This is a genomic window from Candidatus Collinsella stercoripullorum, assembly GCF_027669965.1.
Taxonomy (GTDB): Bacteria; Actinomycetota; Coriobacteriia; order Coriobacteriales; family Coriobacteriaceae; genus Collinsella; species Collinsella stercoripullorum.
This window is the reverse complement of the sequence record NZ_JAQECM010000012.1, coordinates 19,075-43,278: the sequence shown is the minus strand read 5'-3', so window position 1 is coordinate 43,278 and position 24,204 is coordinate 19,075. Positions and strand designations below refer to the sequence as shown.

18 protein-coding genes and 1 tRNA gene are annotated in these 24,204 nt (G+C 63.5%); 3 read left to right on the top strand and 16 right to left on the bottom strand.

What is annotated here, in order from left to right; genetic code table 11:
• Positions 1 to 266 precede the first annotated feature (266 nt).
• The 4 genes from PHA29_RS04490 to PHA29_RS04475 all read right to left on the bottom strand — a co-directional run bounded on the left by PHA29_RS04490 (position 267) and on the right by PHA29_RS04475 (position 4,053).
• Complete coding sequence (locus tag PHA29_RS04490; protein WP_270848328.1) at positions 267 to 767, bottom strand: hypothetical protein; 501 nt, start codon at positions 765 to 767, stop codon at positions 267 to 269.
• Positions 767 to 1,339, bottom strand: coding sequence for a hypothetical protein (locus tag PHA29_RS04485; protein WP_270848327.1), 573 nt, complete (start codon positions 1,337 to 1,339; stop codon positions 767 to 769). The genes PHA29_RS04490 and PHA29_RS04485 overlap by 1 nt, the downstream gene beginning before the upstream one ends.
• Positions 1,336 to 2,163: a TIGR04255 family protein gene (locus PHA29_RS04480; protein ID WP_270848325.1), complete on the bottom strand. Its 828-nt coding sequence runs from the start codon at positions 2,161 to 2,163 to the stop codon at positions 1,336 to 1,338. Before PHA29_RS04480 ends, PHA29_RS04485 begins: the two co-directional genes overlap by 4 nt.
• A gap of 234 nt (positions 2,164 to 2,397) precedes the next feature.
• Positions 2,398 to 4,053 carry a hypothetical protein gene (locus PHA29_RS04475; protein WP_270848323.1) on the bottom strand — a complete coding sequence of 552 codons (1,656 nt, stop codon included), beginning with the start codon at positions 4,051 to 4,053 and terminating at the stop codon, positions 2,398 to 2,400.
• Between the two features lie 157 nt (positions 4,054 to 4,210).
• Here PHA29_RS04475 and PHA29_RS04470 point away from each other — a divergent pair, with 157 nt between their 5' ends.
• Positions 4,211 to 4,507 carry a glycosyltransferase gene (locus PHA29_RS04470; RefSeq protein ID WP_270848321.1) on the top strand — a complete coding sequence of 99 codons (297 nt, stop codon included), beginning with the start codon at positions 4,211 to 4,213 and terminating at the stop codon, positions 4,505 to 4,507.
• Entirely contained in the window at positions 4,395 to 5,183 is a 789-nt protein-coding gene (locus PHA29_RS04465; RefSeq protein WP_270848332.1) for a hypothetical protein, read from the top strand. The genes PHA29_RS04470 and PHA29_RS04465 overlap by 113 nt, the downstream gene beginning before the upstream one ends.
• Positions 5,184 to 5,264: 81 nt before the next feature.
• On the opposite strand, the gene PHA29_RS04460 is transcribed toward PHA29_RS04465, so the two are convergent.
• Together PHA29_RS04460 and PHA29_RS04455 are read right to left on the bottom strand one after the other, a co-directional pair.
• A complete protein-coding gene (locus PHA29_RS04460) occupies positions 5,265 to 7,811 on the bottom strand; it encodes a GH25 family lysozyme (protein ID WP_270848320.1) in 2,547 nt (848 codons plus the stop codon).
• 315 nt (positions 7,812 to 8,126) lie between these two features.
• Positions 8,127 to 9,206: a KamA family radical SAM protein gene (locus tag PHA29_RS04455; protein ID WP_270848318.1), complete on the bottom strand. Its 1,080-nt coding sequence runs from the start codon at positions 9,204 to 9,206 to the stop codon at positions 8,127 to 8,129.
• 362 nt (positions 9,207 to 9,568) lie between these two features.
• On the opposite strand from PHA29_RS04455, the gene PHA29_RS04450 reads away from it, so the two are divergent.
• A tRNA-Asn gene (locus PHA29_RS04450) sits at positions 9,569 to 9,643 on the top strand.
• A gap of 275 nt (positions 9,644 to 9,918) precedes the next feature.
• On the opposite strand, the gene rpoD is transcribed toward PHA29_RS04450, so the two are convergent.
• The 10 genes from rpoD to leuS form a co-directional block, all read right to left on the bottom strand.
• Complete coding sequence (rpoD, locus tag PHA29_RS04445; RefSeq protein WP_270405295.1) at positions 9,919 to 11,250, bottom strand: RNA polymerase sigma factor RpoD; 1,332 nt, start codon at positions 11,248 to 11,250, stop codon at positions 9,919 to 9,921.
• 109 nt (positions 11,251 to 11,359) lie between these two features.
• Positions 11,360 to 13,360, bottom strand: a complete 2,001-nt coding sequence (gene dnaG / locus PHA29_RS04440; RefSeq protein WP_270848315.1) for a DNA primase — start codon at positions 13,358 to 13,360, stop codon at positions 11,360 to 11,362.
• Positions 13,357 to 14,361 (bottom strand): riboflavin biosynthesis protein RibF, encoded by a 1,005-nt coding sequence (ribF, locus tag PHA29_RS04435; RefSeq protein WP_270848313.1) that lies wholly within the window; start codon positions 14,359 to 14,361, stop codon positions 13,357 to 13,359. The genes dnaG and ribF overlap by 4 nt, the downstream gene beginning before the upstream one ends.
• A complete protein-coding gene (truB, locus tag PHA29_RS04430; protein WP_270848311.1) occupies positions 14,358 to 15,299 on the bottom strand; it encodes a tRNA pseudouridine(55) synthase TruB in 942 nt (313 codons plus the stop codon). The genes ribF and truB overlap by 4 nt, the downstream gene beginning before the upstream one ends.
• Before the next feature lie 10 nt (positions 15,300 to 15,309).
• Positions 15,310 to 16,350 carry a DHH family phosphoesterase gene (locus PHA29_RS04425; protein ID WP_270848330.1) on the bottom strand — a complete coding sequence of 347 codons (1,041 nt, stop codon included), beginning with the start codon at positions 16,348 to 16,350 and terminating at the stop codon, positions 15,310 to 15,312.
• Positions 16,350 to 16,814, bottom strand: coding sequence for a 30S ribosome-binding factor RbfA (rbfA, locus tag PHA29_RS04420; RefSeq protein WP_270848310.1), 465 nt, complete (start codon positions 16,812 to 16,814; stop codon positions 16,350 to 16,352). Before rbfA ends, PHA29_RS04425 begins: the two co-directional genes overlap by 1 nt.
• 12 nt (positions 16,815 to 16,826) lie before the next feature.
• Positions 16,827 to 19,400 carry a translation initiation factor IF-2 gene (gene infB / locus PHA29_RS04415; RefSeq protein WP_270848309.1) on the bottom strand — a complete coding sequence of 858 codons (2,574 nt, stop codon included), beginning with the start codon at positions 19,398 to 19,400 and terminating at the stop codon, positions 16,827 to 16,829.
• A gap of 116 nt (positions 19,401 to 19,516) precedes the next feature.
• Complete coding sequence (gene nusA / locus PHA29_RS04410; protein ID WP_270405058.1) at positions 19,517 to 20,776, bottom strand: transcription termination factor NusA; 1,260 nt, start codon at positions 20,774 to 20,776, stop codon at positions 19,517 to 19,519.
• Positions 20,777 to 21,271, bottom strand: a complete 495-nt coding sequence (locus tag PHA29_RS04405; protein ID WP_270848307.1) for a ribosome maturation factor RimP — start codon at positions 21,269 to 21,271, stop codon at positions 20,777 to 20,779.
• Between the two features lie 285 nt (positions 21,272 to 21,556).
• The gene (gene leuS, locus PHA29_RS04400) at positions 21,557 to 24,124 is read right to left on the bottom strand and encodes a leucine--tRNA ligase (protein WP_270848306.1); all 2,568 of its coding nucleotides are present in this window, start codon (positions 24,122 to 24,124) and stop codon (positions 21,557 to 21,559) included.
• Positions 24,125 to 24,204: the final 80 nt, after the last annotated feature.

Here is a 24,204-nt window from a genome sequence, read left to right as displayed (position 1 = left end):
AAAGTGCGCAAGAATCTTGACGGTACCGACGACAGGAGCGCCCTCATGCTGGTGACCGCAAGGCTGAAGTACGTGGCCGAGAGCGAGTGGGGCTCGAGGCGCACCTATACGCAATGCTCCTGAAGGAGCAGCCGCACCGTGAGGCGGGCCTATGGGGCTGTCGAAAAGTGCGCAAGAAAATGTACGTTACCGCAGCGGCCGCTCAAACACCCAAACTAACGGAAGGGCTGTATAGACTGCTGCAGTTCTATAATTCAACGTTTAAGTTAGCGACGATGCATGTCTGCATCTTCAATCGAACCGCTGCAAATCTGATCAAGCTGCTCACGCGTATATAACCGATCGTAAGACATGGCAAGCATACCGCATAACGCCTTTTTCCCAGAACGGGAAAGCTCAGTTTTACAGAGCAAGTTTCCATGATAGGGATTACCCTCAACAGGCTTCCGTTCATAGTTAAACCCTGCGGTTATCGCTGCAGCAAGCCCACTCATGCGGTCAATCACAGCTCTAGAAATTTGACAGGCACCGTATTTGAACTGTTTTTGTCCGTTTTCCTTTATTTGCGCAGCGATTTGCAGCAAAGAGCCCGCATCATCGTTCCAATTAACCGAGCACTCCTGAATACCGCGACCGTCAAACTCCTTGAACTCAAAAGCACTAGCACTTAACATGCCGTCATCCTGAATTGCCGATACGGTAAAGCCTCGAAAGAGGCTGCTTGGAAATGTCTTTTCAAGTTCGGCTTCAACGCCACGATCAAGCATCAGAGTCTCTCCGAAATAAGCGAAACAACCTTTGCTGCAACTGCGTCCACATTATCTTTTGATAATTGCCCAAATTCGGGTATAACAGTACTATTCCCATCTGTCTCGTCACGCACAAGCACATAATATGATGACTTACTGACATCTTGCTCGATGGAAAAACCTGCACGAAAATTAAGGTAGGTCCATTCAATTAAAGCAGAATTATCATCAAGGACAGTCATATGTAGCTCAGAATAAGGCAGATTCATATATCGCTCTCGATAATTTAGCAGAAGGCTGGCCTTGATCGCAGTTATTAGATCATGCGCGAGAAAGCGTTGCCCTTCATCAAGAGATGGACTGTCGATTCCATGCTCAACCTCAGAGAATATGCTGAGATTACGCGGTAAAGAAGACTCGTAGCCTGAACTTAGAATGCCGGTTGTTGTTTGAAGACCAGCAGTTGTTTCAAGCTGAGCAGGTAATGAGGCCACATTACTCATTCCGTTTGATGTTGCATCTCTATCAGAGTATGCATACATATTAAGACTATATCCCTCTTGTGCTGTAACGCCAACTATACCGCTCACGATACAGCCTCCCCAGAGATCGCTTCAGGATTCATTGCGCTAAACAGTTCGTCAGTTATCATCCAACGACCATACTCAGTTGAATTGTCGTGCATGAAATTTAGACAATCCTCGACACCCTCTTTGCTAATTGGGAATCGTTTCAATGAATATGTATCGGTATCGACTATAAAAACATCTCGCGGTGACGTATTGGGGCTAGAGGACTCAGCACCGAAATTCGTTATAACGCGCATGATGGCATCATATTCATCTAATTTAATCTCTGCGTGTTGGCTGACCGTCTGGATATCGGCCTCGTTATCTGGCACAGCTGCCATTCCTAAGATTTGCTCACGAAACAAACTCCTCCAAGGCGTCCCTTGCACCCCAAGCTTCGCCCGATCATAAACATCCACATAACGAAGACCCACACGCGTGCAATACGCTGGATGATAGCATTGCGTAAGAGCAGTGACGGGCAACCAGAGCTTTTCGCGAAAATCTTCCCAGGTACTGTATGCGTTTGTGGATAGAGCCACAAACGAGCTTGTTAGGTTTACTTTCCAATTGCCATCAGGGCTGCTAAAACAATGATTCATAGTTTCTTGCTGAATGGCCGGTTGCGCAATCACACCCGATGGGGTTGAAACAAAGCCAACTTGATGCTGTCTCTCAATGTTGGTGGTATACTCAGGGTATTCATCACGAAGATATTCTTGGAAGTCTACTGGTAGATTTTTATCGATACTAAGAATAATTGGATACCTCAACTGGCAAACGACTTCGCAAAGTGGGCATTTGACATATCTTGAACGCGGCTTGCTGTCATCTCTAAAGCGCATGCAAATCACCTTCCACTTACTCAATCAGACTCTAGAAATCGCCAATCAACGTAACGCCTAAACCCGACCAACTTGACTATCTTATAAGTATGTCACAACAACCTTGAAGTGAATTTGTCAATCGTTAGCTGACCTTATTCCCCCGCGAACGGACTAATCCCGCCTTGATTGCCAAACTTAGTGCAGACTTGCCTGCGCCAAGTTTGGCAATCAAGGGTCCGGAAACAGATTCTCTTAATTTGCATCACGTAAATGATGCAGAGTTGTTCTGGTCGTACTATTGCGCATAATGAAACCTCTGATGTAAAGAATACCTTGTGCGGCTATTGGCAATGCTGTTAGGAAATAAGTAAACGTGTAACATGATTTTGCCTCCCACAGCACATGAAAGATAATGCCGCCAAATAAGGCAATTGCAAAAATAGCACTATGCAACTCGGTAGGCCGTCTCAGCATGAATACTAATCCGGCAACAATCATTATATAGACGATAGACTGAAATGTATCGCAATATACCACATATCCTTTATGAAGCATCCCGTCGAGCAGACTGCTCTGCAACAGCGAATCCCCATCAAATGAAGCATTAACACCTGCTAGTTTTCCGTCCTGGGATACTGTGCCTGTACCAGTAAAGCTGCACCATAGTGATTGAAAAGTTGGTTCAGACCACTGCGTCAACACTTTTTCCGAGAAGAAGTCAACTGCATACAAAGGATTGCTACAGAACTCATTTATTCGTTCAGATAAATCGGCCTCAATCTGTTTATTGGCGTTTTGATAAGCATCGTAAGAGCCATCTATAGCAGCCCCCCAGTACTGTGTTACATATTCGTTATACCAGCCAGCAGCACGATCAGATTCCTGTAGCCCCATAACGATCCACGCCGTTTTCGGAACGCCCGAGCCGACCTCTATGCCGGTACGATTCTCAACAATATAATTAGGGATGAAACTTGAGGAGAAGTAGACGGCTATATTCAGCATGCATATTATTAACAGCCCTCCACTCTTTCGCAAGATAGCGGTAAAGAACCACACAGCCTCTGCTGCAATAAGAAATATCAGGCTGTTCAATTTAAAAAAGAGAGCAATGAAAAACATAACACATGAAGTGATACCTAGACGTAGGCATTTACCAGCGTCATTAGCTTGAATGCGAATCGCCCGAATTTGAAACCAAAACGCTATCAGGCTAGCCGCTAATGAAGGTAGGGTTCCGTAAATGAAGGACGCATAACACGAGAGCGGCAGAAAAACTGTAGACAGAATCGCACAAACCGAACCAACTTTCGAATTATCAAAAACGAGCTCTGCTGTCCGAGAGAGAAAAAGCACGATGATTGGTACGGAGATGCATCCTAACAAACGAAAAGCAGTCCAATTCGAAAAGCCGAATAAAGAACCTACTAGTTCATTCCATAAAACTAGGCCTGTTTGGAAAGGATAAACCTGAAGCAATCCGCTTTGATTCAGCAAGTCAACCTCATTATTATGCAGCATCTGAGCGCAGTTGACAGCTATCCATTGGTCCGCATTAGGAGGATAGGACGAAAAGATGGAAACCCAAATTATAGAAAACAAAAACGAGATACTCGCACAAACCGCTATCACTCGGCTGGACTGAACTCGATTGAAATAGCTAAACTTGGTAATAAAAAATAGTGCCCCTCCAATTAGGGGAAGAGAAACCAAAACATAACTGAAAGAATTAAAGGGCGTCTCGAAATTGGTGTACGGGAAGATATAGGTGGTGACCAAAGAAGCAAGCGCCAATATCGCAACGATAATAAGAAGGATCGTCAAACCAATGCGGGTCAATCCTAGATTTATTGCCTCCCCAATCGTCCTTTCAACATGGCCCTGATGCTTGGCACGATATTGCTTCACGTCATTTCCTCCACAAATCAAGCCTGCTGCCTTATAGTAATTCAAACGATAGACGCTGGGTACGCGAGCGAGGAAGTTTCTGCATCCACGTTTCAATACACATGCGCGGAACTGCCCACTCGCTGCCCGAGAGTAATATTATGAAAGGCTGTTTCTGATGTCAGTGGTTCGCCCTGTTTTGTATATCGTTGTCCCATGCTATAACGAGGAAGACGTCCTGCCTGTAACAAGCTCGCTCTTTCTCGAAAAGCTCCTCTCCCTCATTAAATCCAATCGCATCTCAAACGCAAGCAGGATCTGCTTCATAAACGACGGGAGCTCCGATTCAACTTGGAACATTATTGCCGAGCTTGCCAAAGCCGACAGTCATTATTGCGGCATATCTCTTTCCCGCAATAGGGGACATCAAAACGCTCTACTTGCAGGACTCCTGGAAACGCGATCTTTTTTTTGACATCTCGATTAGCATCGACTGTGACGGTCAGGACGATATCGATGCGATGGACCAAATGCTTGAACAATACGAAGCTGGTTTTGAAATCGTTTACGGAGTACGTTCGAATCGCGAAACTGACACCTTCTTCAAGCGAACCACTGCTCAGATGTTCTACTCCCTACTCACCAAAATGGGAGTTGAAACTGTCTTCAATCATGCAGACTACCGTCTCATGAGCGCAAAAGCCGTCGAAGCTCTATCCACTTTCAATGAGGTCAATCTATTCCTCCGCGGAATGGTGCCACTTATCGGATTCAAATCAACGAACGTCTATTATGCCCGCCATGAGCGCATTGCCGGTAAGAGCCATTATCCATTAAGCAAGATGCTCAAACTCGCAACCGATGGAATCACAAGTCTTTCTGTAAAGCCAATCCGCCTCATTACCCTCTTCGGGCTGATTGTGTCCGTTGTTAGCTTTATTGGAGTGATTTGGGCCGTCGTGATGTCACTCTCCGGTAATACCATTACAGGCTGGGCGAGCACTACCTCCATCATCTGCTTCCTCAGCGGTGTCCAGCTTCTCAGCATCGGTGTAATCGGAGAGTACATCGGGAAAATCTATCTCGAAAGCAAGCATAGGCCACGCTACATCGTTGAGAAGACAACGTGGAGCGAACCCTCTAATGATTAAGGCTGCAGAGTAAAACCGCTTGTTCGCGAAACCCGATGAGTGTCGAGCTCCTATCGGGTCTCGCGATGAAGAAATACATTGCTAAACGAATGGACGGAGAACGCCTTTAATACCAGAACTGCTGTACACACTTGCAATCCTGACAACACCTGCCGGACTCGAAGCCTCAATTATCTGATCATTTCCTAAATAGATTGCAATGTGACCTGAATAACATACAAGATCGCCGCGTTGCCTCTCAGAGAAACTCAGATGCCTGAACTTTGAATCATTCCACATGTCATTAGCATAGTGATCATGTCCGGGAGTGAAATAATGGTCCCAGGGGTTATACGGCGACATCGACATTCCGGTAGCATATAGAGACTGCATAACAAGACCCGAGCAATCGACTCCAACCCCTGGAGCGCAAGAATAATCCCAGCGATATGGAGTACCCAGATAGTCCATGGCTCGAGTAATCATAGCGTTGATGCAATCGTTTCGAGTAGCATCAACTGCGATGCGCGAAGGAGTGATATAAGCGAAAATGCCTCCACTCGCATACGATGGCAAAGAAACATTCTGAGTGCTCACCTGATAGTACTGAATAGGGTTTTGATATCCGATTTTATCTGCAGCACCGGTGACTGGATCGAAATACCGCCGAATGCCGTCTATGACGTGAGCAGCGTAGCGCATGCGCCCGTCACCCATGTATTCACCGTAATAGACCCATTTATTTCCAGAAGAAAGGTAATACCAGCCGTATGTAACTGCTCCGCTAACCGGATTCAAATAATACCAACCGTCGTTGATTTTCTGCTCACCATACAGCATATAGCCATCTTGGCAGTAATACACCCATTTCATTCCACCTTGAGAAGCAGAGTCTTCCAGAAGAACAAAACCAGTAGACATTACGCAGTCGGCGTTGAAAAAGTACCATTTCCCTTCAATTTGATACTCACCATTGGCCATGACTCCATCTGAAGAAATCACATAGAATCTAATCTCATCGAACTCATACCAACCCGGCTTGCAAGGTTTTCCAAAGGAGTCTAGAAGAATCCTTTCACCGCTATCGTCTACAAAAGATGTGGCCAGAATGACACCGTTTGAATCAGCGTAGTAATCATACTCGCCGTCCTCGACCCAGCCGCTGCGGACGAGGGCGCCGGTCACCTCGTCGAAGAAGTAGACCTCTCCCCCGATCTCCTGGCGGCCGTAGAGCATGGCGCCGTCCTCGCCGTAGTAGACGGTCTTCGACCCCAGGTCGGTGAAGCCGACGGACATGGCCCCGGTGACCGCGTCGAAGTGGTACCAGAGCCCGTCGATCTTCTGCTCCCCGTAGAGCATGGCCCCGTCGGCGCCGTAGTAGACCGTCTTGCCGGCGGGCAGGTCGACGAAGCCGGTCGCCATGGCCCCGCCCCGCTCGGGGTCGAGCCAGTACCAGCTCCCGCCGACCTTCAGCTCGCCGGTGTAGGGTTCGCCATCCTTATTAACGTAATACCTGTCTTCTCCGACTTCGATCCAATGGTCACCGTCGTAATAGTCATACCAATAGTTCACATCCACAGGGCCGCTGATGCCGGGGACGGAACCCGAGCTCGTGTACTGCCACATGTCCGGGTCGCTCGGGGCCTCGCAGACGCTGTAGTACTGCGCGCTCCACTTGCTCCAGCTGTCGAACACGGGGCTCGTCAGGTAGTTCTTCCACCAGCTCGCGCTCGCGTAGACGCCGGGCTCGTACCCCGCAGCAGCAATCTTGCCGTTGAAGGTGCTCGAGATGGTCGCGAGCTTCGCCGCGTCGAGCGGAACCTCCTTATCCTCGAGGTCGAGGTACACGGGCAGATCGGGGGTGTACCCCTTCGCCTTCATCTGGTTCATGAGGTCGATCGCGTGGTTCGCCTCGCTCGCCGCGTCCTCGGCATCCATCGAGTAGGAGTAGAGATACGCGCCCCACGGGATTCCCAGGCGCTCGCATTCGGCAACGTTGCGCTCGAAGTACTTGTCCACGCCGTTGTTCCACCACCCGATACGGATGATCGCGAAATCGACGCCCGACGCCTTCACCGCGTCCCAGTTGATCTGATACTGGAACTCGCTGACATCGATACCCTGCGCCGTCGCACCCTCGGGCAACGCGTTCATCGCGCGCGCCCTGAAATTGCCGCTCGGCGCGCTCTCATCGTCCAGGCCCCCGATCAGCTGGCCGTTCTCGAAACGCCAGGAATTACCCCGGAACTCGTCGGCGGGGATGTCGCGCTCGCCATCCTCCGCAGCAGCATCGGCAGCCTCGTCGATCGTGACCGCATCCTCGGTCGAGACATCCGTCGCGGCATCGGCCGTCCCTGCGGTTTCCGAGCCCGCATCCGAAGGCTGCGTCGGCTCGACGGCGGCGGAACCATCCCCAGATCCGTCCGTGGAAGAGCTCGCCTCCTCCCCCACCGACCCCTCGTCAGCGGAGCCGTCCTCAGTGGCAGCGGAAGTCCCGGCTCCATCCTCCGCAGCAGAGGAATCGGATGTCCCGTACAGCTGGCGCTCCGCCGCCAGTACCTCCGCATAGGCGGCATACGGCTGCAGAACAGGCGTCAGGCACATGACGGCGGTCATGATCACGGCAACGGCGTACTGGAATCGGCGCATGGGCATCCCCCGACCATCTCGTTCCGACGCGCTGGGTACTCGGCACGTCGGTGGAAACGCAACTCAATTCCACCCAGTTTAGCGCAACGTGCAGCGCTCGCGAAACCGTGAGAACGTCATCGGGACGTTGCCCAACCGTCGGTGCATTCCTCGCCGGATGCCCAACGCACCCTGCAAGGAAGCGGCCGATGAACATGTCGGCTGCCGCAGGCCGGCGGAACGCAGCGCGCCGGGGGCGGGTTCCCCACCGCCCCCGGCGCTTCAATCATCCTTCGCACCAAACGGGGTCAGCGCCCGTCGGCGCAAATCGCTCCCCTACAGCCAGCACTGGTCCTCGGCAAGCTCCTCGAAGAAGATGCGTCCCCGGTCCTCCTCGTTGCGTGCCTCGTGGTACTTGAAAGCCGCGCGCCCGTCATCGGTGAACCCGAGCATCGAGATCTTGCCGGTTGCATGGCCCATGATGTAGCGGAAGCTCTTCGCCATGCCGCTCATCTTCGCCTTCGCGTCGTCGACCATGCGGATGCCCTTCGCTAACGGCACCTGGAACCCGTCGGCCATGATCGTCGCGGGGCGGCACTGGTACAGGTAGTACGGCTCCACCCCGATCGCCACCAGGCCGTTCATGAGGTCGAGGAGCGTGTCCGCATCATCGTTCACGCCGGCGAGCAGGACCGCCTCGTTGCGGACAGTGCACCCCGCCTCGCGCAGCATGCGCACCGCGGCGGCCGCCTCGTCGGTCAGCTCGCGCGGATGGTTGAACTGGGTCACCACCACGATCGCCTTCGCCTTAGCGTAGCGCGAGAGCATGGTGAGCAGCTCATCGTCCTCGGTGATGCGCTGCGGGAACGTGGCCGGGACGCTCGTGGTGAAGCGGATGTACCCGATGGTGGGGAGGAACGCGAACGCCTTGAGGTACTGGGCGAGCAGGTCGTTGGGGTTCAGGAACGCGTCCCCGCCGCCGATCGAGATGTTGTCGATCTCCGGATGGTCGCCGATGTACTCGGCGAGCTTCGGGATGCGCATCGACGCCTCGTCGGACTCCAGCCGCGCGAAATCGCGCCGGTAGCAGTTGCGGCTGTAGGTGAGCGTGCTGTTGTTGGAGACGATCAGCACCGACTGCAGGTACTTGTGCTGCCCGCCCTGGATCGCGGTGTCATCGGATGTGGCCTCGCCGCCCTCGGGCGCGGCCACATCGGGCAGGCACATCCTGCGGATGGGGTCGGCGGGGTCGAGCCGGTTCATGAGGCGGAGATAATACGGGGTGACCAGGATGGGATAGCGCTCCTCGAACGGCTTGAGCTCGGCTATGCGCTCGTCGCTCAGCCCGAGCGGCTCCTGAAGGTCCTCGAGTGAGCGATAGCTCTCGTCCAACAGCTGCTGCCAACGTTTCATCATGACCTCGCTTCGACATTCCGAGCGCCGGCGGGGAGTCTCCCCCGGCGCCGCGTGGTACCGGGCACCGCGCCCTCCCCGCGCAGCCGGTGAGGGGTTGGTATTGGTATATTGATACCAGTTTTCCCACGGAACGGGCGCAGTCCGCCGCCGATTGGTTGCTCTGGCGTCGCAACTGGGCGAACGGTCGAAAGACGGGTGCGAGCAGCACCGACCTGTGGAGAACGTCTGCGCCGGAGGGGCCTCGGGGTGCCGCGCGGCCATCTGAGGGCGATCGGCGGAGGCGGCAAAGTTTTTCGAATTCCTTCTTGCGTCCTCCGCGGTAATGCGTATACTAATCTTTGTTGCTTAGCCGCAACCGAGATTCCTCGATAGCTCAATGGTAGAGCCCGCGGCTGTTAACCGCGTTGTTGTAGGTTCGAGTCCTACTCGAGGAGCCAGATTGCTACACCCCGTCAGATTCTCTGACGGGGTTTTTGTTTGGGTCGGCTACAGGGGACCTTCAGCCGACGTCCCAACCCCTCACAACGCTCGGACCGTCGCAGGACCGCCCAGGCTCCCCCGCCCGATCGGACGGATCGCTTGGGCTCCTCGTGCAAGCCAACAGGCCGCCGCCTCCCGCCGGACCGAACGGGCCGCCGGCCCCCGCCCGACCGGACAGGCCGAGCGCAAAAAACAGGGCCCCGAAGGGCCCTGTTCGTCGATTTCGACCAACCTAGTTCTCGATGTAGTCCTTGAGCTTGCTCGAGCGGCTCGGGTGGCGCAGCTTGGCGAGCGTCTTGGACTCGATCTGGCGGATGCGCTCACGGGTGACCCCGAACTCGCGCCCGACCTCCTCGAGGGTGCGCGGGTGGCCGTCCACCAGGCCGAAGCGGAGCTCGATCACCTTGCGCTCGCGGTCGGCGAGCGAATCGAGCACCTGGGCGAGCTGCTCCTGCAGCATCGAGAAGCTTGCCGCATCGGGCGGGACCTCCGCGTTGGAGTCCTCGATGAAGTCTCCGAGCTGGGAGTCCTCCTCCTCGCCGATGGGCGTCTCGAGCGAGACCGGCTCCTGGGAGATCTTCTGGATCTCACGCACGCGGTCGGCGCTCATGTCCATCTCCGCGCCGATCTCCTCCGGGGTCGGGTCGCGGCCGAGGTCCTGCAGCAGCTGGCGCTGGACGCGCACGAGCTTGTTGATGGTCTCGACCATGTGGACCGGGATGCGGATGGTGCGCGCCTGATCGGCGATGGCGCGGGTGATGGCCTGGCGGATCCACCACGTGGCGTACGTGGAGAACTTGAAGCCCTTCTCGTAGTCGAACTTCTCGACCGCGCGGATGAGGCCCAGGTTACCCTCCTGGATGAGGTCCAAAAACAGCATGCCGCGGCCGACGTAGCGCTTGGCGATGGACACCACGAGGCGCAGGTTGGCGGAAATGAGCGCCTGCTTGGCCTCGAGGCCCACCTGCTCAACGCGGGACAGGCGGCGCTTCTCCGCGCGGGTGAGCTCGATCTCCCCCGCCTCGGCGGCCTCCAGCTTGTTGCCCGCCTCGAGACCGGCCTCGATCTTCATGGCGAGGTCGACCTCGTCGGCGGCGGTCAGCAGGTCGACCTTGCCGATCTCCTTCAGGTACATGCGGACCGGGTCCCCGGTGAGCATGACGGTGGAGGCGTCGATACCGCGTGCGCGGGCGCGCGAGCGCGAGGTGCGCACACGGGACTTCTTCTTGCTCTTCGCCGAGGCCATCTCCGCGTCGGCGTTCTTGGCAACCTTGATCTCGTGGTCCTCGATGCTCTCGTCGGACAGGTCGTCGTCATCCAGGACGTCGTCGGCGCCGTCCACGTCAAGGCCGGCGTCATCGTCCTCGTTGGCGGAGACGATCTCTACCCCGCGGTCGCGCAGGCCGCGGTAGACGGAGTTCAGCTGTGCATCGGAAACGTCGACGTCCTTGAGGGCGACCTGGATGTCGTCCTCGGTGACGGTGCCGGTACGCGAACCCTGCTCCACGAGCTTCTCGATGTACGGATCGAGCCCGGTACCCGTGCTTTCGGTCTTCTTTGGCACAGATTCTCCCTTCTTGACACGTAGACCCATTACTTTAGCACATCGTTCTATACCCTACCAGCGCAAGTTTCATGCCCGTACCCGAAAGACGGCACGGACGGCGCGCGGGCTACCCCTGCTCCTCCTCCGCGATCCGGAAGGGGTCGGCCACGCCCTCCACCGCGCGCTCGAGCTCGCGGGCGCGCGCCGAGTCCCGGGTCGCCTGGATGGCCATCTCCCGGCGCTGCTCGGCGGTGAGGCCCCGGTCGCTGCGCAGGCGCGCCTGGGCCTGGCGCATCCTCCGGCGGATCGTGAACAGCTCGAGCGTGTCGAGCAGAAACTCGATGTTCGTCCTCGTGGGGTGCGCGCTCGTGGCGGCGATGGTGCCCGCGCTCACCAGCGACGGCGCCTCGGGGCATACGGCGCGCACGGCCGTCATCACGTCGGGCACGGCCGTGCCCTCGGGGGTGGCGAGCACCGCCCAGGCGATGGCCTCATGCCGCTGGTCGACCCAGTCGATCGAGGTGATGCGCTCGGCGAGGGGCCGGAAGCTCTCCGGGTACGCGGTGAGCAGGCAGAGCAGCTCGCGCTCCCCCGCCAGCGACCTGCGCTCGAGCTCGGTCAGGGGCGCGGGGGCGCCGCCTGCCGCCCCGTCGACGGGCGAGGGTCCGCCCGGGGCCTCCACGGCCGGCGCGCCCTCGGCGTCTGCCGGGACGTAGTCGTAGGGCTCCTCGTCGAAGGGCTCGGACGCCCAGGCGTCCCCGTCCGCGGGGGGCTGCACGGCGCGCGGGCGGGCGGGCGCCGCCTGCTCGCGGCGCCGCTCGCGCTCCCGCGCCGTGCGCTGCTCGCGCTCGACGTCGGCGAACACGCGGGCCGCGGAGGCGCGCACCATGTCGGGGTCCGCGCCGACGCGGTCGGCGATCTGCATGTAGTAGGTGTCGATCATATAGCTGTCGCGCAGCGGGTAGATGAGCCGGCAGGCGTCCTCGAGCGCGCGGGCGCGCCCGGCGGGCGTCGAGACGTCGCTGCGCTCGCCGAGCTTGCCGAAGACGAAGTCCATGAGCGGCTCGGCGCCGTCGAGCAGCTCGCGCAGCGCCTCCCCTCCCCGCGCGGCGATGAAGTCGGCCGGGTCGAGGTCGTCGGGCAGGATGACGCAGCGCAGGTCGACCGACCCGGTCTCCACGAACTGGATCGCGCGCTCGGCGGCCTTCTGGCCCGCCGCGTCGCCGTCGAAGAGGTAGACGATGCGCTTGGCGAACCGCGTGAGCGTCTTCACGTGGTGCTCGGTGAGCGCGGTGCCGAGGGTCGCCACGACGTTGCCGATCCCCGCCTCCCAGCAGGAGATGGCATCGGTGTAGCCCTCGACCACCACCGCCTCGTCGGCGGCGACGATGTGCTCCTTGGCCCAGTTGAATCCGTAGAGGTTGCGCTTCTTATGGAAGACCGGGGTCTCGGCGGTGTTGAGGTACTTGGGCTCGCCGGCCCCCATGATGCGCCCGCCGAACGCGATGCAGCGCCCCTGCTCGTCGAAGATGGGGAACATCACGCGGTCGTAGAAGCGGTCGGACAGCCCGCGGCCGCGGGACACCGCCACGTTGGCGTCGGTCATCTCGCGGGGGGTGAAGCCCTTCTGCGAGAGATGTGCGACCAGGCTCCCGCGCCCGGGGGCGAACCCCAGGCGGTAGCGCCGGCACATGTCGGCGCCGATGCCGCGCGAGGAGAAGTACTCGCGGCCGCGGCCGTCCCGCCCCCGCATGAGCATGGTGTGGTAGAACGAGCAGGTCTCCTCGCACACGTCGACGATCCGCGAGCGCTTGGTGCCGCGGCGCGCGCCGGGCGCGTCGTCCGCGATCTCGATGCCCGCCCGGTCCGCCAGGAAGCGGATGGACTCGGGGAACGACAGGTTCTCGCGCTTCATGACGTAGGTGAAGGCGTCGCCGCCCTCGCCGCATCCGAAGCAGTGCCACACCTGCGTCGCCGGGATCACGTGGAACGACGGGGTCTTCTCGTGGTGGAACGGGCAGCAGCCCCAGAACTCCTGGCCGCGCGGGCGCAGCTCGACGGTCTCCTGCACGAGCTGCACCAGGTCGGTCGCCGCGCGAACGCGGTCCTTGTCCTCGTCTGAGATCATGCGATGCGCACCCCCTCGTCCCCGAGCTCGCTCCGGATGTCGTCGATGTTGCCGAGCACCGTCTCGATGAGCTCGTCGGTGCTCGAGAAGGCCCGCGAGGGCCTCAGGAACCGCGTGAACGCGAGCGCGACCTCGCTGCCGCGCACGTCGCCGGTAAAGCCGATGAGGTTCGCCTCCAGGTGCGCCGAGTCCGGGTCGCCGGCGAAGGTGGGCGGCAGGCCCACGTTGACGGCGGCCGGCCACACGGTGCCGTCGATCAGGGCGAGCCCCTCGTACACGCCGTCCCCGGGGACCGCCAGCCCCTCGTCCACAACTATGTTGGCGGTCGGGAACCCCATCGAGGTCCCCTGCCCGCGCCCGCTGCCGATCCGGCCGCGCAGCATCGGGTGGCGCCCGAGCTCGGATGCCGCCGCCTCCACGCGGCGCTCCCGCAGCAGCCGGCGGATCCGCGTGGCCGAGACCGCCGAGCCGTCGTCGCAGACGAGCTCGTGGCCCACGACCTCGAGCCCCCGGTCGGCGCCCCAGGCGCGCATGACCTCGACGGTCGAGGCGCCCCCGCGCCCGAGGCGGAAGTCGGAGCCCACGTGCACGGCGAGCGGCCGCAGGCGCAGGGCGAGCACGCGGTCGAAGAACCCGGCGTGGTCCATCCCCGCCACCTCGCGGGTGAACGGGATGACGAGCACGGCGTCGACGCCGCTCGCGGCCAGCGCGCGCAGGCGGTCGGCGACCCCCATGAGCTTGGGCGCGGGAGCTCGGCCCACCACGCGGTCGGGATCGGGGTCGAAGGTGACGGCCACCGCGGCGGCCCCGCGCGAGCGCGCGTCGGCGACGGTCTGCGCGAGCAGGGAACGGTGCCCGACGTGGACGCCGTCGAAGGCGCCGATGGCGATCACCGCGTCGCCGAGCGAGGGGGACGGGGTGCCGTCGCCCGCGCGCAGCACGGGAGCGGTGGCGGGGAGGGCGATGAAATCGCGGCGCAGGGCGCCGATGCCGGGCATCATAGGGCCACGCCCCCGATCCCCTGGGGGAACACGTCGGCGGGCGCGATCCTGCCGGCGTCGATCCGCGCGAGGGCGCGCAGCTCGCCGCCGTTCACGAGGGCCACCATGTCGCCCTCGCCCACCGGGCGCGTCGCGTCGCGCAGCAGCGACGGCGAGAGCCGGCGCCCGCACAGGATGTCCGCGAGGCGCTCGTCGGGGACGGGCAGCGCGGGGACGTCGAGCACCGCGACCGGGTCGAGCGCCGCCGCGCGGGCGGCGTCCGGCGTGAGCGCTTCCGGGTCGAGGCAGCGCGCGAGCCCCACGGAGCCCGAGGCGGTCCGGCGCAGGCCGGACAGATGGGCCGCGGCGCCGAGGGAGCGCCCCAGGTCCCGCGCGAGCGCGCGGATGTAGGTGCCCTTGCTCACGGTGAACGCGACGGTCCACACGGGCGCGCCGTCGACCGCGGTCACGGCGATGAGGTCGGCCGCGAGCACCTCGACGGGGCGGGCAGGGAGCTCGACGGCGTCCCCGGCGCGGGCGCGCCGGTAGGAGCGCACCCCGTCCACGGAGATGGCGGAGAAGGCCGGGGGGACCTGCATCTGGGGCCCCACGAGGCCCGCGAGGGCGCGCGCGGCGGCCTGCGGGTCCCACAGCCCCGGGGCGGGCTCCACGGCGCGCGTGCGCTCGCCCTCGGCGTCGTCCGTGCAGGTCTCGTACCCGAAGGCGATGTCGGCGAGGTAGGCCTTGGTGTCCTGGGTGATGCGCCCGAGCAGGCGGGTCGCCTGGCCGACGCCGAGGACCATGACGCCGGAGGCGAGCGGGTCCAGGGTGCCGGCATGCCCCACGCGGCGCTCGCCGAGCGTGCGGCGCGTGCGCGCGACGAGGTCGTGCGAGGTGCAGCCCACCGGTTTATCGAGGGCGAGAAGGATATTCAGCTGGGATGGGGAGCGCTTGGCCATGGCTCACCCGTCAGAGCTCGACGTGCAGGTCGCCGGCATCCTCGCCGACGAGCCCGACGAGCATGGGCAGGGCGTCGTTCAGGGTTTCCACGATGCTCCCCTCGTAGGTGAAGCCGGCCGCCGCGGCGTGCCCGCCGCCGCCGAAGCGCGCGGCGATCCCGGAGACGTCGAGGTCGCACTTGGAGCGCAGGTTGCCGCGGACGCGGTGGCAGCACTCCGTCTCCTTCACGAACAGGCAGACCTCGACCCCCATCACGGAGCGGACCACGTCGACGAGGCCGTCGCACTCGTCGGGGGTCACGCCAAAGGACACGAGGTCGGACGCGTAGGCGTAGGAGTAGGCGACCCGGCCGCCGGCGACGGTGCGGATGCGGCTCATGACCAGGCTCTCGAGCTTCAGGTACTCGAGGCGCTGGCTCTGGTAGACCTCGAGCGCGATCCGCGCGGGGGCGGCGCCCGCGTCGACCAGGCGCGCGGCGCACGCGAAGGCCTCGGGGTCGGCGTTTTGGTACTGGAACCGCCCGGTGTCGGTCACGAGGCCGCACAGCAGGCAGGTGGCGACGTCGCCGGACAGAGGGATGCCGACGGCGCGCAGGAACTCCTCCACGAGGACCGCCGTGGCGGCGCTTCCGACGCGGCGCACGGTGATGTCGGCGAACTCCTCACGGGCGGGATGGTGGTCGAAGCACACCGAGGCGCCGGAGCGCGCGACCACCGCGGCGGAGCCGGCGAGGCGCTCGGTGACCGGGCAGTCCACGGAGATGAACAGCGCCGGGTCGCACCCGTAGTCCCCCGCCGGGACGAGCCGGTCCGCGCCCTCCATGAAGCGGTAGATGCGCGGGACGGGGCCGTCGTCGGCGAGCAGCAGGTCGATGCGCTTGTCCGGGTAGCGCGCCGCGAGCGCGCCGCCGAGCCCCAGCACGGAGCCCAGGGCGTCGCCGTCGGGCGAGGTGTGCCCCGAGATGGCGACAGAGGGCGCATCCTCGATCATCTCGAGGATGCGCCCATAGGTCGCGAGAAGGTCGGGGTCGATGCAGGCGCAGGCGCCCATCACGCAGACGCCTCCCCACCGGGGACGGCGCCCGGGGCGCCGCCCTCCTCGCTCGGGTCCCCGTCGGCGTCGCCGGGGGCGTCGACCTGGATGGGGTAGCCCTCCTCGTCCTTCTCGACCGCCATGGTGGCGGGCACGTTCTCGAGCGCCCGCGCGATGTGCTCCGCCTCGTCGGTGGAGCGGTCGATGCGGAAGTCGAGCTCGGGGACCACGCGCCAGTCGAGGGAGCGCGCCAGCAGGCTGCGGATGCGCCCGCGGGCGCTGGCGAGCGCCTCGAGCACCTCGTCGTAGCGCCCGGCGTCGCAGGTCACGTAGACGCGCGCGTAGGCGCGGTCAACGCTGACCTCGACGCCGGTGATCGTCACGAGGTCGAGGCGCGGGTCGGAGATCTCGAACAGCAGGATGTAGCCGAGCTTCTCGCGCAGCTGCTCCCCGGTGCGGCGCGTGGCGGGCGTCTGCTTCACGACCGGCCTCCCCTACTCCGTGCGGGCGACCTCGACGACCTTGAAGGCCTCGAGGATGTCGCCCACCTTGATGTCCTGGTACTTCTCGATGCCCAGACCGCACTCGTAGCCCGCCTTGACGCTCTTGACGTCGTCCTTGAAGCGGCGCATGGAGGCGAAGGAGCCCTCGAAGATGACGACGCCGTCGCGCACGACGCGCACCGAGTCGGTGCGCTCGATCTCGCCCTCGGTGACCATGCAGCCGGCGATGGTGCCGACCTTGGGCACGCGGAAGGTCTCGCGGACCTCGGCGGAGCCGGTCTGGACCTCCTCCTCGGTGGGCTTGAGCAGGCCCACGCGGGCGGCGTCGATGTCCTCGATCGCCTTGTAGATGATGGAGTACGTCTTGATCTGCACGTTCTCCTTCTCGGCGAGGTCGCGGGCCTTGCCCTGCGGGCGCACGCCGAAGCCGATGATGATGGCGTTCGAGGCGGCGGCCAGGGTGACGTCGGTCTCCGTGATGGCGCCCACCGCGGAGTGGATGATGTTGATGCGGACCTCGGACTGGTCCATCTTGCCCAGCGCGTCGGCCAGGGCCTCGATGGAGCCCTGGACGTCGGCCTTGACGACGAGGTTGAGCTCGGCGAGCTCGTTCTCGCTCATCTCGGAGAACAGGGTCTCGAGCGTGACGTGCTTGACCTTGTTCTGCTCCTCGATGCGCGCCTTGAGCGAGCGCTGCTCCGCGAGGTCGCGCGCGTCGCGCTCGTCCTCGAAGACGCGGAACTCGTCGCCGGCGGCGGGCACGGAGGACAGGCCGAGGATCTCCACGGCGTCCGAGGGGCCGGCCTCCTTGACCGGGTTGCCGTGCTGGTCGAGCATGGCGCGGACGCGGCCGTAGCTCATGCCGGCCACGAGCGAGTCGCCCACGCGCAGGGTGCCGCGGCTGACGAGCACGGTGGCCACCGGGCCGCGGCCGCGGTCCAGCTTGGCCTCGATGATGTAGCCCGACGCGAAGGTGTCGGGGTTGGCCTTGAGCTCGAGCACGTCGGCCTGGAGCAGGATGGTCTCCAGCAGGTCGTCGATACCGGTCTTCTGGCGGGCGGACACGTTGACGAACATGTTCTGGCCGCCCCACTCCTCGGGGATGACGCCGTACTCGGTGAGCTCCTGGCGCACGCGGTCCGGGTTCGCATCGGGCTTGTCGCACTTGTTGACCGCGACGACGATGGGCACGCCGGCCGCCTTGGAGTGGTTGATGGCCTCGACGGTCTGGGGCATGACGCCGTCGTCGGCGGCGACGACCAGGACGACCACGTCGGTGATCTTGGCGCCGCGGGCGCGCATGGCGGTGAACGCCTCGTGGCCCGGGGTGTCGACGAAGGTGATCTGGCGGCCGTTGATCGTCACCTGGGAGGCGCCGATGTGCTGCGTGATGCCGCCGGCCTCGTGGGACGCCACGCCGGTGTGGCGGATGGCGTCGAGCAGGCTCGTCTTGCCGTGGTCGACGTGGCCCATGACGGTGACCACGGGCGGGCGCGGCTTCAGGTCGGCCGGGTCGTCGTAGAAGGAGAAGGAGTTCTCCTCCTCCGGGGTGATGATGCGGATCTGACGGCCCAGGTCGTCGGCGACGAGCTCGACGAGGTCGTCGGACATGGACTGGGTCATGGTCAGCGGGGTGCCCAGCAGGAACAGGCGCTTGATGATGTCGTTGGCGGGCACGTCGAGCGCCTCGGCGAGCTCCTGGACGGTGACGCCCTGGGACACGCGGACCGCGTCGAGGTCCTCGGGGTTCACGCCCTGGGCGAGGGCCTCCTCGAGCTTCTTCTCCTCGCGCAGCTGCGCGGCCTCGCGCTCGCGCTTCTCCTTGCGCTTCTTGCGGCGGCCGGTGGACTCGCGGCTGGCCTCCTCGACGGCGGCGCGGGCCTCCTCGAGGACGCGCTCGCGGCTGTACTCCTCCGCCTCGCGGGCCATGCGGGAGTAATGGTCGCCGTGCTCGTGGTCCTGGCCCCCGCGGCGCTTCTTGCCGCGGCCGGCCTTCTCGGGCGCGGGGACGTCCATGCCGGCGGGCACCTGCGGGGCGATGTTGGTGCGGCGCGTGCGGGCGGGCGCGGGCGCCTCGGAGCGGCGCTCCGAGCGCTTGCCGCCGCGGCGGTCGCCGCGATGGGAGTCGGCCTCGGCCTTCCTCTTGGTCTCGGCCTCCTTCTTCTCCTTGAGCACGACCTCCTGCTGGGCGATCTGGTCGAGCAGCGACCGGAAGCGCGAGCCGGAGTCGGAGGCGGGCACCGCGCGGCGCTTCGCCTCGAGCTCGGCCTCGCGGGCCTCGGCCTCCGCCTTCTCGCGGGCGGCGCGCTCGGCCTCGGCGGCCGCGGCGCGGGCGGCCTCCTCGGCGGCGGCTGCCTGCTCCTCGGCCTCCTTGGCGGCCTCGATCTCGGCGCGGCGCGCCTCGAGCACCGGCGCGAGCTTCTTGCGCACCATGGACACGTAGGCGTCCTCGAGCGCCGACGACGCCGACTTCGCGGGGATCTTCATCTCGGCCAGATGGTCGAGCAGCTCCTTGGATGACATTCCGAATTCCTTGGCCAGGCTCGATACGCGAATCTTCGCCATGTTGCCAATCACCTACCTCTCGGGCGCGCGGCGCCCTGCTTCAAGCATGCGGGAACGAACGGGTGGGCGGCGCCCCGGGGCCTGCGGATGCGGCCGCGTCGGGGCGCGCCGTCGCCTCAGATGAGGTCCTCGGCATCCTCGAAGGCATCCGAGCCGCCCTCGGGACCCTCCGGGTCGTGGACGCCGCAGTACCGCGAGCCGGGGCGCGCCTGGTTGCGGCAGCGGATGCCCTCGGCGCTCACGTACGCGCAGCGCTCGGGCTCGTCGTCGGACAGCAGGTCCTCGGCGACGGGCTGCGGGGCGACCGGGACGTTGCGCAGGATGTCGGCGGCGAGCGTCTCGTTCTTGATGTCGATGTGCCAGCCGGTCAGGCGCGCGGCCAGGCGCGCGTTCTGGCCCTCCTTGCCGATGGCGAGCGAGAGCTGGTCGTCGGGCACGATGACGCCGGCGTAGTTCTTCTCCTCGTCGATCAGCACGCGGGTGACCTTGGCGGGCGACAGGGCGTTGGCGACGTAGGCCGCCGGGTCGTCGTCCCACAGGATCACGTCGACGCGCTCGCCGCGCAGCTCGGACACGACGGTGCGGACGCGGCTGCCCTTCGGGCCGACGCAGGCGCCGACCGGGTCCAGGCGGTCGTCGAGCGAGTGGACGGCCACCTTGGAGCGCTGGCCGGGCTCGCGGGCGATCGACTTGACCTCGACCGTGCCCTCGTAGATCTCGGGCACCTCGAGCTCGAACAGGCGGCGGATGAGCGCCGGGTGCGTGCGCGAGATCACGATCGGCGGGCGGGAGTGCTCGCCGCGGACCGGGGGAAGCGTGGAGTTCGGGTCGCGCACGTCGATGATGACGGCCTTGATGCGCTGGTTGTGCAGGTAGCGCTCACCGTGCGGGCGCTCGTTGCGCTCGTTCTCGTAGCGGCGCTGGTCGAAGTGGGGCAGCTCGGCCTCGACGCCCTCGCGGATCTTGACGATCGTGAAGTCGGGCGTGGACTGCAGCACCGTGCCGGTGATGATGTCGCCGATGCGCCCGGAGAACTCCTCGAAGATCTGCTCGCGGGCGGAGTTGCGCACGATGGCGTTGATCTCGGCCTTCGCGTGCTGCGCGGCGATGCGGCTCGTGTCGCGCGGGGTGACGTCGATCTCCTGGAACTCGGTGTAGTTGCCCTCCTCGTCCATGGAGTCGTCGATGGGGATGAGCTTGTAGACGTAGATCTTGCCGGTGGCGCGGTCGATGGTGACCTTGGCGCCCCAGTCCAGGTGCAGGATCTCGGCGTAGCTCTTGGCCAGCGACTGCTCGAGACGGTCGATGAGGTAGAGCTGGTCGATATGCTTCTCCTGGCACAGGGCCATGAGCGCTTCCATCATCTCAGATGCCATTTACTTACCACCCTTTCCGCCCTTGAAGTCGAAGACCGGCTTCAAGGTGCACTTCTTGATTTCGCCGTAGGGGAAGCTCACGCGCTCGCCGTCCTCGAGCTCGAGCGTCGCGGTCCGCTCGTCCGCCTCGACGAGCGAGCCCGAGAAGCGGCGCCTGCCCTCGACCGCCGTGGTCGTAAGCTCGACGTCCGACCCGACGAAGCGGGCGAAGTCGGACGGCCGGCGCAGCGGGCGCGCCATGCCGGGGCTCGAGACCTCGAGCGTGTAGGCGCCCGGAACCGGGTCGAGCCCCTCGACCACGTCGGACACCCACCGGCTCTGTGCGGTGACCTCGTCGAGCGTGATGCCCGCGCCGTCGGCGCGGTCGATGCGGACGCGGACGCACGGGGCCTTCGTGGCGCCGGTGAGCTCGACGTCGACTATGTCCATGCCGTGCTCGGGCGCGACGGCCTCGAGGGCGTCGATGATGCCCTGCTCCAGCTCGCTTTTGACCATGCAGCACCTCCCCAACATAAGAAAGGAAGCGCAGGCGGACCTGCACTCCCTTCTCGAATAAGCCTCAATTGCGTTTGCTATCATAGCACATGCAGGTAGATGCGGGAAAACTCGCACCGCCGCGGCGCGCGGGCCGGGGATCCCCTCCGCAAGATGCACACAATCGGCGTCGGCGAACGGCGCGGACGCCGGCTGGAGAGGGCCATCGGGGACGGATGCGATCCTCCCGCGCACCCGATGGCGCGCGGGAGCCATGCGCCCGTCCCCGACGACCCGCTGCGACGCTTACCTGACGACCAGGTTCACGAGCTTGCCGGGCACGCAGATGGCCTTGACGAGCGTCTTGCCCTCGAGCCAGCGCGCCGCCGCCCGCTCGGCCGCGGCCTGCATCTGCTCGGGCGTGGCGTCGGTGGGGACCATCGTGTGGGCGCGCATCTTGCCGAGCACCTGGACCGCGATCTCGACCTCGTCCGAGACGGTTTCTGCCAGGTCGAACGCGGGCCAGGGCGCGGTGTAGGCGAAGCTGTCGCGGCCGAGGGCGGCGTGCCACAGCTCGTCGGCCCAGAAGGGGCAGATCGGCGCCATGACCGAGACGATGTCGGTCGCGACGAGGGACGCCAGGGCGCCGTCGAGCTCCTCGCCGGTGTTCACGTAGGCGCTCGCGGCGTTCACGAGCTCCATGATCGCCGAGATGGCGGTGTTGAACTGCTGGCGGTCGAAGTCCTCCGTGCACTTGGCGATGGTGCGGTGCCGCTCGCGGTACAGGGTGAGCGCGGCGTCGGAGAGCGCCGCCTTGTCGAGCTCGGCGGCGGGGTCGGCAGCGCCCGCGAGGGTCCAGACCAGGCGCCAGGCGCGCTTGAGGAAGCGGTTCGCGCCCGCGACGGCGTCCTCGTCCCAGTCGAAGTCCTTCTCGGGCGGGGCGATGAACAGGATGGCCAGGCGCATGGTGTCCGCACCGTAGGGCTCGATGACGCTCGAGGGCGGCACGACGTTGCCCTTGGACTTGGACATGGTCTCCCCGTTGGCGTCCTTCACCATGCCCTGGCACAGCAGGTTGGTGAACGGCTCGTCGACGTCGAGCAGGCCGATGTCGCGCAGCGCCTTGGTGAAGAAGCGCGAGTACAGCAGGTGCAGGATGGCGTGCTCGATGCCGCCGATGTAGTTGTCGACCGGCATCCAGCGGTCCGCGGCCTCGCGCGAGAAGGGGAGCTCCTCGTTGTGCGGGTCGCAGTAGCGCAGGTAGTACCAGCTCGAACAGGTGAAGGTGTCCATGGTGTCCGTCTCGCGGCGCGCCGGGCGCCCGCAGACCGGGCAGGTGGTCTCGTAGAACTCCGCGCACTCGGCGAGGGTCTCGCCGGCGCCGAGGTCGAGGTTGTCCGGCAGCATGACGGGCAGCTGGTCCTCGGGCACCGGGACGATGCCGCAGTGCTCGCAGTGAACGGCCGGGATGGGGTTGCCCCAGTAGCGCTGGCGGCTGATGAGCCAGTCGCGCAGGCGGAACTCGACCTTGCGGCGGCCGGTGCCGGCGGCCTCGAGGTCGGCCACGATCGCGGCCTCGCCCTCGGAGTGCTTGCCGCCGCGCATGCCGGTGTACTTGCCGGACTGCACGAGCGTGCCCTCGGCGGCGTGCGCGCCCTCCCAGTCGACGGACTCGGCATGGAAGGTGTCGATGTCCTGGCCGGCCTCCTTGAGCGCGGCGAGCTCGTCGTCCATGAGGATGATGGGGACGATGGGCAGGCCGTACTTGCGGGCGAACTCGAAGTCGCGCTGGTCGCCGCAGGGGACCGCCATGACGGCGCCGGTGCCGTAGTCGGAGACCACGTAGTCGGCCACCCACACGGGGACCTTCTGGCCGGAGACGGGGTTCACCACGTAACGGCCGGTGAACGCGCCGTGCTTCTCGAGCGCGCCCTGGGCGCGCTCGACGGCCGACACCTTCTTGGCGCCCTCCACGACCGCGGCCACCGCGGCCTCGTGCTCGGTGCCGGCCACGAGGTCCATGAGCCCCTCGTACTCGGGCGCGAGCAGGAAGAACGTGCAGCCGAACAGCGTGTCGGCGCGCGTGGTGAACACGGTGATGCGTCCCTCGTCGCCGCGGATGGGCTCGCCGTCGGCGTCGCAGAGGGTGAAATCGACCTCGGCGCCCTCGGAGCGGCCGATCCAGTTGGCCTGCATCTGCTTGACGCGCTCGGGCCAACCCGGCAGCTTCTCGAGGTCGTCGAGCAGCTCCTGGGCGTACTCGGTGATCTTGAAGTACCACTGCTCCAGGTCGCGCTTCTCCGGCTCGGAGCCGCAGCGCCAGCAGCGCCCCTCCGTGACCTGCTCGTTGGCGAGGACCGTCTTGCAGGTGGGGCACCAGTTGACGGGGCTCTTCTTGCGGTAGACCAGCCCGCGCTCCCACAGCTTCTCGAAGATCCACTGGCCCCAGCGGTAGTAGTCGGGGCTGCAGGTCTTCACCAGGCGGTCCATATCGTAGGAGAAGCCCATGCGGCGCATGGTGGCGAGCGCCTGGTCCATGTTCCGGTACGTCCACGCGGCCGCCTGCGTGTTGTGCTTGATGGCGGCGTTCTCGGCGGGCAGGCCGAAGGCGTCGAACCCGATGGGGTGCAGCACGTCGTAGCCGCGCATGCGCGCCTGGCGGGCCATGGCGTCGCCGATGGTGTAGTTGCGCGCATGCCCCATGTGCAGGTCGCCCGAGGGGTACGGGAACATCTCCAGGACGTACTTCTTGGGCTTGGAGGGGTCGGTGTCGACCGCGAACAGGTTCGCGCGGTCCCACTCCCCCATCCATTTGGCCTCGATGGCCTGCGCGTCGTACGCGGGGATCTCCTTATGCTCGGTGCAATCGCACATGGGTCGCTCCTTATGGCTTGCGGTGTGGGTCGGCCCCGGCCGCGGCATGCGTCCGCGCGACGGGGCGGTAATGTTCCTGA

What these genes read in the sequence shown, in the direction of transcription:
- PHA29_RS04490 (WP_270848328.1), bottom strand. Translation starts at nt 767, where the DNA reads ATGCTTGATCGTGGCGTTGAAGCCGAACTTGAAAAGACATTTCCAAGC.
- PHA29_RS04480 (WP_270848325.1), bottom strand. Translation starts at nt 2,163, where the DNA reads ATGCGCTTTAGAGATGACAGCAAGCCGCGTTCAAGATATGTCAAATGC.
- PHA29_RS04470 (WP_270848321.1), top strand. Translation starts at nt 4,211, where the DNA reads ATGTCAGTGGTTCGCCCTGTTTTGTATATCGTTGTCCCATGCTATAAC.
- PHA29_RS04460 (WP_270848320.1), bottom strand. Translation starts at nt 7,811, where the DNA reads ATGCGCCGATTCCAGTACGCCGTTGCCGTGATCATGACCGCCGTCATG.
- PHA29_RS04455 (WP_270848318.1), bottom strand. Translation starts at nt 9,206, where the DNA reads ATGATGAAACGTTGGCAGCAGCTGTTGGACGAGAGCTATCGCTCACTC.
- dnaG (WP_270848315.1), bottom strand. Translation starts at nt 13,360, where the DNA reads ATGATCTCAGACGAGGACAAGGACCGCGTTCGCGCGGCGACCGACCTG.
- ribF (WP_270848313.1), bottom strand. Translation starts at nt 14,361, where the DNA reads ATGATGCCCGGCATCGGCGCCCTGCGCCGCGATTTCATCGCCCTCCCC.
- truB (WP_270848311.1), bottom strand. Translation starts at nt 15,299, where the DNA reads ATGGCCAAGCGCTCCCCATCCCAGCTGAATATCCTTCTCGCCCTCGAT.
- PHA29_RS04425 (WP_270848330.1), bottom strand. Translation starts at nt 16,350, where the DNA reads ATGGGCGCCTGCGCCTGCATCGACCCCGACCTTCTCGCGACCTATGGG.
- infB (WP_270848309.1), bottom strand. Translation starts at nt 19,400, where the DNA reads ATGGCGAAGATTCGCGTATCGAGCCTGGCCAAGGAATTCGGAATGTCA.
- nusA (WP_270405058.1), bottom strand. Translation starts at nt 20,776, where the DNA reads ATGGCATCTGAGATGATGGAAGCGCTCATGGCCCTGTGCCAGGAGAAG.
- PHA29_RS04405 (WP_270848307.1), bottom strand. Translation starts at nt 21,271, where the DNA reads ATGGTCAAAAGCGAGCTGGAGCAGGGCATCATCGACGCCCTCGAGGCC.
- leuS (WP_270848306.1), bottom strand. Translation starts at nt 24,124, where the DNA reads ATGTGCGATTGCACCGAGCATAAGGAGATCCCCGCGTACGACGCGCAG.